Origin of the sequence: Maribacter sp. ACAM166 (assembly GCF_005771495.1) — a bacterium.
In the GTDB taxonomy this organism is placed as follows: domain Bacteria; phylum Bacteroidota; class Bacteroidia; order Flavobacteriales; family Flavobacteriaceae; genus Maribacter.
Map to the genome: position 1 here is coordinate 49,824 of NZ_VAUW01000016.1, position 11,900 is coordinate 61,723.

The following is an 11,900-nucleotide window of genomic DNA, read 5'->3' on the forward strand; positions in this document are numbered from 1 at the left end:
AAGTATTAGTCTATAATGCTATTTTGAATAGTAACCCATCTGTTTTCATCAAAATCGTTCAAGGCATTGATCAATTGAAAACTTTGGAATTGCTTAATACTTTTTAGTGTAATTTGTACTTCTTGAACTTTATTTTCTGCAATAAGTCTAGCCCTACAGGTCCCGTGTAATAGGGGAGTAGAAGGTGTTGCTATCTGTGACCCATCGGTAAAAAGTATATTGGAATAGGATGCGTCGGTAATATGTCCATTTTTAATTAGTAGAACATCATCTGCACCATCTCTTTTTTTATAGATTTTGTCTAGATCGCTACGGTCGGCATATTTTAAGGCATAGTCTATAGAATCATCTTGAAGTAGTCGAAGACTAGTCGGTATTTTGTTTTTATATTCAGAAATAGTCCACTCTATGCCAGTTTCATGATAGCCAATTCTCAACTTCAATTTGAGGGAGCTATCTAATTTCGGTAACGTAAGGTTGTTAAGCAATGAATACTTCGGTTCAAAACCAAAGTGTTCGAAATACGAAGTGAGGAACCGAAATTCATGATATTGACCATTTTGAATCTGGCCATTCTGTATACATACAGATTCAAATAACGGGTACATAAATCTTTTCTAAAAGTTCTTGATACTCTTCGTTCAATGTGCTTAAGTGTGTAATGCCACCACCGCTTTTATAATGGAGTTGTCCATCTATTTGTTCAATATAGCGAATGCTAACGGCACTATCAATTTGGTTGCCATCAAAGATGCCAAATACGCCAGTATAAAAACCACGGGGTATTGACTCAGCGTTGTCGATAATCTCCAATGTTTTCTTTTTGGGAGCGCCGCTTATCGAACCTGCCGGTAAGGTCTTGAGTAATAAGTTTGCAAAATTATCTTTCCAGCTTATTGGTAATTTACCTTGAATTTCACTACTTGTTTGTAGTAGTTCTTGCTTGCCTTTTTTAATTTTTTCGACGTACCTGAATTTATTGACCCTTACATATTTAGCAATCATAGAAAGGTCGTTTCTGATTAGGTCTACAATGGTATTGTGCTCATATAATTCCTTTTTATTGGAAAGTAATAATTCTTGTGCGTTTGGTATAGTACTGTTTATGGTGCCTTTCATGGGATATGAAAATATATTCCCATCCTTTATCTTTAAGTAGCACTCTGGTGAAAAAACAACAAATTTATCTTTGTATAGTAATTTGTAAGGCGCAGATGCTTTGTTATATATCTCGTTTAAATCTGCGGTGGTTTTTAGCGCTGTAGGGAATGTAAGATTGAGTAAAAAGCTGTTGCCGTTATTCAATTCCTTTTTTACGGTTTCGAAACCTTTTTGATAGATTTCTTTAGATATTGGCTCCGGTCGGAGTTCAATTTCCTTAGTGTCTACTGTATTTGATACCGGATAATGGTCGTTTCTTATTCCCTTAATATTGAAATAGATGTTTTCGTTGGCTGCTTCTTCAAATGAATAGACCAATTTTTCAGACTTTTTAAAGTCAATTATAAATAAAAATGGTATTCCTTCGTGAAGGAAGCGGGTAACCTTTTGTTCAAAATCTTCCAATGAGGTTGGGATTGTGGAAGGTGTGACTAAAATAACCCGTTGATTTGAGCGTCTATTTTGTTTAAGATTATTCCTAAATCTTCAGGATTATCAACAAAGTCTAAATCGTCAACATCAATGATAAGTAAGTTCCCTTTTTCATATCCATGAACCCAAGCTTCATACCTTTCGTTCAAACGGCTTAGGTACTCTATTGAAATTGTGTTTTCGTATTCTCGTCCTCGCTTATGAATTTGCTTTACCAAATTAGGAATAGAACTGCGTAAATAGATAAGTAGATCTGGTGGTTCTACAAAACTTTCCATCAAGTCGAACAAGCTAGTGTAGTTCTGAAAATCACGATTGGTCATCAAGCCCATTGCGTGAAGGTTAGGAGCGAAAATATGTGCATCCTCATAAATCGTCCTATCTTGTATAACATCTTTACCGCTTTTTTTAATTTGTAAAATTTGACGGTACCTACTGTTTAAAAAGTAAATTTGAAGGTTAAAACTCCATCGTTCCATTTGATTATAAAAATCATCTAGATATGGATTCTCGACAACATCTTCAAAATGCGCTTCCCACTTATAATGTTTTGAAAGTAATCTGGTTAGGGTTGTTTTACCTGCTCCAATATTTCCAGCTACGGCAATATGCATTTTGATTTCGTTTAACGGTTAGTTTAGTGAAAAATATAACCCACAATATACAAAGTATATTAAGTATTTAAAAAAATTATAGGTGAAATACACCTATAATTAAGCGCTCATAAAGTTATGCCAAGAATGGTATAAAAACCCTTACTTAGGTTTTAAAAGGAAACAATTTTCATACTTTTGTGTTATTATTAAAGAGGAAGGATTTGTCTGATTGCAACCTCGGGGCCTTAAACCAGTTTTAGGGTTAAAAATGCTAAAGCAGTTTATTCCAAATTGTATTTGGATTCTCGTCTAGAGACTTGTAAACTTCTCCCCGATTATCATCAAATTTATTCCTGTCAAAAAAATTGTAATGGCTTATTTATTTACATCAGAATCTGTTAGTGAAGGACATCCGGACAAAGTTGCGGACCAAATCAGTGATGCTTTGTTAGATCATTTCCTAGCATTTGATCCCGAAAGTAAAGTTGCTTGTGAAACGATGGTAACTACGGGTCAAGTAGTATTGGCTGGAGAAGTGAAAAGTGATACCTACTTAGACGTTCAGAATATTGCACGTGAGGTCATCAATAAAATAGGGTATACCAAAGGAGAGTATCAGTTTAGTGGCGATTCATGTGGCGTAATTTCGTTAATTCATGAGCAATCACAAGATATTAATCAAGGTGTTGACCGTGGTTCGAAAGAGGAGCAAGGTGCAGGTGATCAAGGTATGATGTTCGGATATGCGACTAGCGAAACCGAAAACTACATGCCTCTAGCATTGGATATATCCCACAAAATCCTTCATACTTTAGCGGAAATTAGACGGGAGAATACAGAAATCACCTATTTAAGACCAGATGCCAAGGCACAGGTTACTATTGAATATTCAGATACCAATGACCCACAACGTATAGATACGATTGTAGTTTCTACTCAGCATGATGCTTTTGATGCTGATGATGAAAAAATGCTCGCCAAGATAAAATCAGATATTATTTCTATTCTTATTCCACGGGTAAAGGCACAATTGCCAGCGGCTACCCAAAAATTATTTGACGATCAAATCAAATACCATATCAATCCAACAGGAAAGTTTGTAATTGGTGGCCCTCATGGTGATACCGGTTTAACGGGACGTAAGATTATCGTTGATACCTACGGTGGAAAAGGAGCGCATGGTGGTGGTGCTTTTAGCGGAAAAGACCCTAGCAAAGTAGACCGTAGCGCTGCTTATGCTGCACGGCATGCTGCCAAGAATTTGGTTGCTGCCGGTGTTGCCGATGAAATTTTAGTGCAAGTTAGTTATGCGATTGGGGTTGTGGAGCCTACCTCTATTTATGTAGATACGTACCGTACTTCTAAAGTAGGGTTGAGTGATGGTGAGATTGCCAAAAAAGTAGCTCAGCTATTTGATATGCGACCATTTGCCATTGAAGAGCGCTTGAAGCTTAGAAATCCGATTTACTTGGAAACTGCTGCATACGGACACATGGGCAAAGAACCAGTAATAATAACAAAGGTATTTGAATCACCGTATAATGGGCGTATCGAACGGGAAGTAGAATTATTTACTTGGGAAAAATTAGACAAGGTAGATGCGATAAAGGAAGCGTTTAATATATAACGTCATTGCGAACAATGTGAAGCAATCTATTTCTTTGGGGACATAAAACTCAAAGTTTACTTCGTACTTCGAAAAGACGTTATTCAAGTCACGTATCTATATTAAAAGTTCGTTGTCATTGCGTGTTCAGAAGCAACCTCTTGCTTCTGAACACGCAAATTGCCAATCTATGTCACATTGATTGCAGCCGAAATGCATAGTCATTGCATTGATAATTATTTAGCTAGAATTTAGCGTATCCCTTTCCCTCCATTACACTTTATTAAGCCCTTGTCGAACTTTATAAGGTACATTTTTTTTTGAATACAAACTGTTTAAGAAGCTTACACAACAACTTTGAATGGTTTTACAACAAAATTAATTTTGTAAGAAAAAGATTACATATATTTGAATTGTAATGTATAGTGAGTCCCAAAAATCACTGAATACTAAAAAATCATATACATAGTACTCGTACTAACCACATTCCGACAGAAATAGGTTCAGATTGAAGCCCCAAGAGTTGACCTAAATGTGTTACTGTCTACGTGTATCGAGTCTTTAAAACCTACGTGTTAAAAAAATAACTTAACCTATGAATGTTTGCCTAAGATTTCCCAAATTGTCTTTAGCTATTTTAATATGTATTGTTTTTCAATCCTGTTCTAAAGATACGGACCTAATATCTGAATTTGTCCTACTAAATATAGAGAAAACTGAAGATCTCTCAGTAGTACATAATGATGATTTTATTCGCCTTGTTGCCGACAAAAATGGACAAATAATAGATGTCTCAAAATCTTTTAATGACGTTATTATACATGGTAAAAAATAACCCATTTCAAATTATCCCTAAGAAAATCTTAACCTAAAAAAATGTCCCAATGAAAAATCAACTTAACCAAGAATCAGTAGTACAAGTTAATCGAAACAATTTTTACGCAGGAATACTACTTTTAACAAAGAAGTTATTCATGATTTAAAAGATTTGAATCAGAAAGGTAAAAAGAGTGACTCACCTACAGGTTGCTCTTTTTTGTCTTAAGGTGCAGGAATCTATTACTCCGGGATATGTAAGTTAGAGTTTGCGTTGTACCTCACAAAGACGCTAATCCCTGTCATATTGAGCGCAGTCGAAATCTCGTCATTGCTAATAATTTGAAGCAATCTGTTTATTAGGAACACGCAATCATAGTCAAAATGCCACGTTAGTATCTGAAATTTAAAGGACCTTATTTCGGTCATTTTTATTTCGTGCAGTAGTAAACTTTCTTAGCTTTAGGATTTTAAATTTTAAAGCCATGTTAAAGTTTACAATCAGATACTTAACCACCTTCTTTTTTATTGCGACCATAGTTGTTTCCTGTAAAAAAACCACTAAAGTTGCCAGTGTTGAAGTTGTCGAAACCTATGTTGCGGATAACTACACTAAAAAGGAAGTAGAAATCCCAATGCGTGATGGAATAAACCTCCATACCACCATTTATTCCCCAAAAGGTACATCAAAAGAATACCCCATCATCATGCAGCGAACTCCATATAGCTCACAACCTTATGGCGATGGAAAGTTCAAGACGAAAATTGCACCGAATATTCATATGATGCAAGATGGGTATATCGTGGTGTACCAAGATGTTCGTGGCCGTTGGTTAAGCGAAGGGCATTATGAGAATATGAGGGCTTATATTCCTAATAAAACTTTGGATACCGATATAGATGAAAGTTCAGATACCTATGATACGATTGATTGGTTGGTGAACAACGTGGAGAACAATAATGGCAATGTAGGTATTTGGGGAATTTCCTATCCCGGATTTTATTCCACCTATGCAGTGGTAGATGCGCACCCTGCGTTGAAAGCGGCTTCTCCACAAGCAAGTATTGCCGATTTCTTTTTTGATGATTTTCACCACAATGGAGCCTATTTATTGAGTTATTTTAGGGCAACTTCTTTATTTGGAACGCCACGCCCAAATAATGACCAACCTATAGACACGGCTTGGTATGTATTGCCAGAATTACCTACCGAAGATCAATACCAATTCTTTTTAGATGAAGGGCCGTTGAAGAATCTGGATCGTTTCTTTGAATACGAAACCGCCGATACGCCACGTATGGCAAAAGAGGGTGTTACCGATGATTATTTCTGGAACGAATTAAAAGAACACCCAAACTATGATGAGCTTTGGCAAAGTCGTGGATTGATTCAACATTTGAAAAATGTAAAACCGACAGTTGCCACTATGGTTGTCGCAGGGGAGTTTGATGCAGAAGATTTATACGGACCGTTGGAAACCTATAAAAATATTGAGAAGTACAATGCCGGTAATTACAACACGTTGGTATTCGGACCTTGGGACCACGGTGGATGGGCGCAAAGAAAAGGGCAGAATAGTGTAGGGAATTACTACTTCGGAGATTCTATTTCTGAGTTTTTCCAAGAGAATATTGAGACCAAATTCTTTGACCATTTCCTAAAAGGAAATGGCGACAAAAACAGTGGATTGCCAGAAGCCTATGTTTTTGATACGGGAAGAAAAGAATGGAAAACCTATGATACATGGCCACCCAAGGGAGTGGTTAAAAAAGATATGTATTTATCTGCAGACCAAGCGCTGACTGCAGAACCAAAAGGTGTTGAAGGGGTGAGGTTTGTAAGTGATATTAAAAAACCGGTTCCATATTCAGAGGATATCAAAACCGTATTTACCCCAAGAAAATACATGACCGATGATCAGCGTTTTGCTGCACGTCGAAGTGATGTACTCGTTTTTGAAACCGAAGTCATGGAAAATGACTTGACGTTGGCTGGAGATATTCTAGCAAAACTTAAAGTAGCGACCACAGGTACAGCAGCCGATTGGATTGTAAAGATTATAGATGTGCACCCAGCAGATGAACCAGCCTATGAAGGCATGCAAGATCATTTAAAAATGAGCAACTATCATTTAATGGTGCGTAGTGAGGTATTACGTGGGCGTTTTAGAAATAGCTTCTCAGAGCCAGAACCTTTTGTAGCCAACCAAAAAACCGATGTCACCATTAAGCTGCAAGATGTGTTCCATACCATTAAAAAGGGACATAAATTACAGGTGCAAGTACAAAGTACGTGGTTCCCACTAATCGATTTAAACCCACAGACCTATGTAGATAATATTTTTGAAGCGGATAAGGCGGACTTTAAAACCCAAACCCATACTGTATTTACAGATTCTAGTATTGAGTTTTTGGTGTTAGAGTAGTGGATTTAGAAATATGTTATAATTATTAAATATGATTAGCTAAAAGCAATTAAAATTAATCAATGACTTTAGGAAAAAGCATTATCCAGTCCAAGAAAAAAGCTTTCTGATTTGAATGATTATTTTCAAAATCAGGTTAATACCCAAGGTGTGTATTTCTTAATAGGTACAGATAATCAGACCGGTAAGGCAATGGTATATATTGGAGAAGCTGAAAATGTTTGGGAAAGGCTAAAGAATCATGCTTTGAATAAAGACTTTTGTAGCGAAGTGATATTATTTACGAGTAAAGATGATAATATTACAAAATCCCACGTAAAATATCTTGAAAGTAGGCTTATTGAGATTACAAAGGAGATAGAGAGGTGTCTTTTGGATAATAGTAATACGCCTAATTTAAGCTCTTTGCCTTTGCCGGATAGAGATTCGATGGAGGAATTTATATTAAATATTAAGTTATTAAACGGTGTTTTTGGTCATAAGTTTCTTGAATATCAGGTTGGTAAAAAAAAGGTAATATTAACAGCGGAAATTAATACGGTTGAGCAAACGGAAACTTATAAAGTTTCAGAAGAAGCTGAATTCAATTTGAATGTAAAAAACATCTTGGCTAAAGTTATTCAAACAGATGAAGAAATTATAGTTTTATCTGGTTCAGAGGTGTCTGAAAAAAAATCTAAAATTTATGGATCTTAAACTCTAAGAGAAGAACTTATCCAAGATGGTACTATCAGGATATTACAAAACGGAAAATTAGGATTTTTTAAAAATCATTTATTTGCTAGTCCATCTGCAGCGGCCGCTGTTATTGTCGGTTATTCAATAAATGGACGAAGAACTTGGAAAGATAAAAATGGTAGGACTTTGAGCGAAATTGAAAAAGTGAAGATAAAATAACATATTTATTTTAGAAAAATCATATTCAATCTATAGTGAAGAAATTAATTATCAGCTCTAAGAAATAAACTTCCCCAGAAATTTAGGTTTTAAAATACTTTTAATATAGTTTTTATTGAAGTCTTTGAATAAAAAATAAACCACCTAAAAATTCCTTAGTTTTATAAAAATCAACACACCAAACAACAGCATAGAAAATGAAAAAAATAATTGTTGCAGTAGTAGGTCTTTTATTCCTAATACCTCTAGAAGGCATAGCACAAAAAAGTAAAACGAAAAGACCGAATGTTATTTTCATCATGTCAGATGATCATGCGTATCAAGCGATAAGCGCCTATGATGATAAACTGATAGAAACGCCTAACATAGATCGTTTGGCTAAAGAAGGCATGTTATTTACCAATGCAAGTGTTACCAACTCTATTTGTGCGCCATCTAGAGCTACAATTCTAACCGGAAAACACACACATATAAATGGAAAAATAGACAACTATTTTCCTTTTGACACCACACAGGTAACTTTTCCGCAGATATTTAAGAAGAATGGATATAAAACGGCCATGTTCGGTAAGCTTCATTTTGGTAACAACCCAAAAGGGGTTGATGAATTTATGATTCTACCAGGTCAGGGACATTATATTAATCCCGATTTTATCGTCACCAACGGCGATACCATTACCAAACAAGGTTATGTGACCGATATCATCACAGATGTATCTCTAGATTGGTTAAAGAAAGAAGCTTCAGCAGACGAACCGTTTATGATGATGTACCTGCATAAAGCTCCACATCGCCCTTGGTGGCCTCGAGCTGATAAATTTAAGGAGTTTACCAAGAAAACATTTCCTGAGCCTGCGACTCTTTTTGATGATTATAAAAACAGGGGTACTGCAGCAAAAACAGCCGAAATGAATTTGTTTGAGCATATGATGTATAGCCATGACAGCAAAATAAGACCAGAAACATTGGCCAAAATGGAAGGTAAGGTTTTTCCTGAAATTGAAGAGTTTCCTAATGGTTTTTATGGTCCGTATAATCGTGCTACGGAAGAACAAAAAGCAGAGTATAATCCTACTTTAGCTTCCATCAATGATTTCTTCTACGAGAATTGGCCTAAAATGACCGATAAAGAAAAAATGCAATGGAAGTACCAACGATACATGCAAGATTACTTGGGAAGCATATCTTCTGTTGATGATAATGTAGGGCGATTGTTGGATTATTTAGATGAAAGTGGATTGGCAGAAAATACCATTGTCATTTACACCTCTGATCAAGGCTTTTATTTGGGAGAGCATGGTTGGTTCGATAAAAGATTTGTGTATGATGAGTCTTTTAAAACTCCGTTATTGGTGCGATGGCCAGATGTGGTTAAACCTGGTTCCGTTGAAAATGAGATGGTACAAAATTTAGATTTTGCCCAAACCATGTTAGAGGCTGCGGGTATTAAACCACCCAACGATATGCAAGGGGAGAGTTTGATTCCGTTGTTGAAAGGGAAAAAAGAAGATTGGACACGAGATGCGGTGTATTATCATTACTATGAATATCCGGCCGTACACATGGTGAAACGTCATTACGGTATTGTAAATAAAGAATTTAAGCTGGTACATTTCTATTATGATGTAGACGAGTGGGAACTCTACGATAGATTAAACGACCCGAATGAAATGAACAATGTGTATGCTGATCCTGACTATGCGGCAACAGTTAAAAAATTAAAGAAAGAGCTTAAGGATATGCGAAAGTTATACAAAGATTCACCTGAGCAGGATAAAGAATTTATTGAGTTGTATAGGAGCAACGGAAAACTATAAATCGTCATCTTAATACGGGAGAATAGGCCTTTTGTACTTTAGTTTATATAAAAACGAATGTCAGTTCGAGTGCTGATTTTCTAATCTTTTATTAGAAAATTAGTGTATCTAGGATCCTTTGTCTAAACTTAGTACATTGGCTATGGAGCATACATGCTTCTCGATATAATTTTTTCTCCCTAAAAGGTCGAAAAAATCACTCGAAGTGACATTCTTTAATCAATACAGTACGCTAAACCAGTCTTATTACTTTATCAAAAGTTTGGCCTATTATACGCGTTGGTTTATATAAAAACCTTTGTCAGTTTGATTGCTTAATTTTTGATTTTTTTATTAAAAATTAAGTGTATCGAGAACCTTCGGGGTTAGAATATATCTTGTTGCCTAAATTCCCAGATAGAAATCGTCGTTAGAAAAATCACAACAGACAAGTTTAATATATATTTTCCTCAAATCATTAGGTTTTTAAAATCCTCTGCCCTTATATTTGCAGTTCAAAGTTCAAACACATATTGAATAGTTATCAAGAAAGGTGGAGGGATTAGACCCTTTGAAACCTTAGCAACCCTTTGTTCCATACAAAGAAGGTGCTACATTCTACCCGATTTGGGAAGGATAACAGTAATCGAATTTTTTTCGATCTCACTTTCTTATAACTTTTTGATTTTACCAACCCACATCGTCCGTGGCTAGGGCCTGTTTTTTAACAGGAAGGTTTGGCTTTTTTAATCATATTCTCGCCCTGAGCATAGTCAAAGGGTTAATTATTAAAAAAAACAAAATCATGAGTAATCACAAATTAGCAACAAACGCACTACACGCAGGGCATGACACAACCACCAATGGTGGGACTAGAGCTGTGCCTATTTACCAGACATCATCCTATGTATTTAAAGATACGGATCATGCTGCCAATCTTTTTTCATTGAAAGAACTTGGGTTTATATATACCCGATTAAACAACCCTACAAACCAAATTCTACAAGATAGATTGGCCGCTGTAGAAGGTGGTATTGGTGCCGTTGTATTCGCATCGGGTACGGCAGCAATTTCGACAGGATTAATGACCTTGTTAAAAGCAGGAGACCATATTGTAGCATCTAGCAGTTTGTACGGTGGTACATTTAACTTATTAAATGTTACGCTTCCAAGATTTGGCATCACAACTACGTTTGTTGATGCTTCAGATGCCAATAATTTCAAGGATGCCGTACAAGATAACACGCGAGCATTTTTTGTGGAATCTTTGGGGAACCCGAAATTAGACGTATTGGACCTGAAAGCAATTTCTAAAGAAGCTAAAGCGGCAGAAGTACCATTTATTGTGGATAACACCGTGGCTACACCAGTATTGTTGAATCCTATTGAACATGGTGCCGACTTGGTGATACATTCACTGACTAAATATATTGGCGGACAAGGAACTTCTTTAGGAGGTGCCATTATCGATGCAGGTACTTTTGATTGGACCAACGGGAAATTTCCTGAGTTTACCGAGCCATCTGCCGGATATCACGGTTTGGTATATAGCGAAGCTTTAGGAGCGGCTGCCTTTACCTTTAAATTGATTTTGGAAGGATTACGCGATTTTGGTGGCGCATTGAGTCCGTTTAATGCTTTTCAAATTATACAAGGTTTAGAAACCTTACCGGTTCGTATCAAGCAGCATAGTATCGGTGCCTTAGAATTGGCTACATGGTTAGAAGGTAGGGAAGAAGTGGTATGGGTAAATTACCCAGGTCTGAAAAGTAATAAGTACTATGCATTGGCTAAGGAATACTTACCAAAAGGGCAAAGTGGTTTGGTCACCTTTGGCGTAAAAGGGGGCTTTGAAGCAGCTAAAAAAGTAACCGATGCAACCAAAATATTTTCATTGCTAGCGAATATTGGTGATACCAAATCATTGATTATTCACCCTGCAAGTACAACACATCAACAGTTGAATGCGGAGCAACAAGATAATGCGGGAGTTAGTCAAGACTTAATTCGTTTGTCCGTTGGTTTGGAGGATATAGAAGATTTAAAATCAGATTTAGCACAGGCATTTAAAAGCCTGTAACGATTCTATTTCTATTTAATTTCATATAACAAGGTTGGCCTTGGCGGAAAAAATGCAGTTCTTGCTTTTTTTCCGCCAATCAATACATAC

At 36.3% G+C, this 11,900-nt stretch carries 9 protein-coding genes and 1 riboswitch; of the genes, 6 read left to right on the forward strand and 3 right to left on the reverse strand.

Annotated elements, in window-relative coordinates; all coding sequences use genetic code 11:
* Window positions 1–5: 5 nt before the first annotated feature.
* From ES765_RS12215 to ES765_RS12225, 3 genes are read right to left on the reverse strand one after another with little or no spacing between them, the layout of a single operon-like run.
* Window positions 6–608 carry an aminotransferase class IV gene (locus tag ES765_RS12215; protein WP_138114604.1) on the reverse strand — a complete coding sequence of 201 codons (603 nt, stop codon included), beginning with the start codon at window positions 606–608 and terminating at the stop codon, window positions 6–8.
* On the reverse strand, window positions 592–1,566 hold the full coding sequence (locus ES765_RS12220) for an aminodeoxychorismate synthase component I (RefSeq protein ID WP_138114605.1): 975 nt from the start codon (window positions 1,564–1,566) through the stop codon (window positions 592–594). Before ES765_RS12220 ends, ES765_RS12215 begins: the two co-directional genes overlap by 17 nt.
* Before the next feature lie 26 nt (window positions 1,567–1,592).
* Window positions 1,593–2,207 carry a deoxynucleoside kinase gene (locus ES765_RS12225; protein WP_138114606.1) on the reverse strand — a complete coding sequence of 205 codons (615 nt, stop codon included), beginning with the start codon at window positions 2,205–2,207 and terminating at the stop codon, window positions 1,593–1,595.
* Between the two features lie 352 nt (window positions 2,208–2,559).
* Here ES765_RS12225 and metK point away from each other — a divergent pair, with 352 nt between their 5' ends.
* The 6 genes from metK (at window position 2,560) to ES765_RS12255 (ending at window position 11,810) form a co-directional block, all read left to right on the forward strand.
* The gene (gene metK / locus ES765_RS12230) at window positions 2,560–3,816 is read left to right on the forward strand and encodes a methionine adenosyltransferase (RefSeq protein ID WP_138114607.1); all 1,257 of its coding nucleotides are present in this window, start codon (window positions 2,560–2,562) and stop codon (window positions 3,814–3,816) included.
* A 1,280-nt stretch (window positions 3,817–5,096) separates the two neighbouring features.
* Window positions 5,097–7,037, forward strand: a complete 1,941-nt coding sequence (locus ES765_RS12235; protein WP_138114608.1) for a CocE/NonD family hydrolase — start codon at window positions 5,097–5,099, stop codon at window positions 7,035–7,037.
* Between the two features lie 111 nt (window positions 7,038–7,148).
* Window positions 7,149–7,733 carry a GIY-YIG nuclease family protein gene (locus tag ES765_RS12240; RefSeq protein ID WP_138114609.1) on the forward strand — a complete coding sequence of 195 codons (585 nt, stop codon included), beginning with the start codon at window positions 7,149–7,151 and terminating at the stop codon, window positions 7,731–7,733.
* Window positions 7,734–7,751: 18 nt separating this feature from the next.
* Window positions 7,752–7,934 (forward strand): DUF4357 domain-containing protein, encoded by a 183-nt coding sequence (locus tag ES765_RS22915; protein ID WP_138114630.1) that lies wholly within the window; start codon window positions 7,752–7,754, stop codon window positions 7,932–7,934.
* Window positions 7,935–8,131: 197 nt separating this feature from the next.
* A complete protein-coding gene (locus ES765_RS12250; RefSeq protein WP_138114610.1) occupies window positions 8,132–9,751 on the forward strand; it encodes a sulfatase in 1,620 nt (539 codons plus the stop codon).
* A 517-nt stretch (window positions 9,752–10,268) separates the two neighbouring features.
* A riboswitch (SAM riboswitch) is annotated at window positions 10,269–10,373 on the forward strand.
* 162 nt (window positions 10,374–10,535) lie between these two features.
* The gene (locus tag ES765_RS12255) at window positions 10,536–11,810 is read left to right on the forward strand and encodes an O-acetylhomoserine aminocarboxypropyltransferase/cysteine synthase family protein (protein WP_138114611.1); all 1,275 of its coding nucleotides are present in this window, start codon (window positions 10,536–10,538) and stop codon (window positions 11,808–11,810) included.
* The last annotated feature ends 90 nt before the right edge of the window (window positions 11,811–11,900 follow it).

Coding starts and splice junctions, on each gene's coding strand:
- ES765_RS12235 (WP_138114608.1), top strand. CDS start 5,097: ATGTTAAAGTTTACAATCAGATACTTAACCACCTTCTTTTTTATTGCG.
- ES765_RS12215 (WP_138114604.1), bottom strand. CDS start 608: ATGTACCCGTTATTTGAATCTGTATGTATACAGAATGGCCAGATTCAA.
- ES765_RS12255 (WP_138114611.1), top strand. CDS start 10,536: ATGAGTAATCACAAATTAGCAACAAACGCACTACACGCAGGGCATGAC.
- ES765_RS12225 (WP_138114606.1), bottom strand. CDS start 2,207: ATGCATATTGCCGTAGCTGGAAATATTGGAGCAGGTAAAACAACCCTA.
- metK (WP_138114607.1), top strand. CDS start 2,560: ATGGCTTATTTATTTACATCAGAATCTGTTAGTGAAGGACATCCGGAC.
- ES765_RS12250 (WP_138114610.1), top strand. CDS start 8,132: ATGAAAAAAATAATTGTTGCAGTAGTAGGTCTTTTATTCCTAATACCT.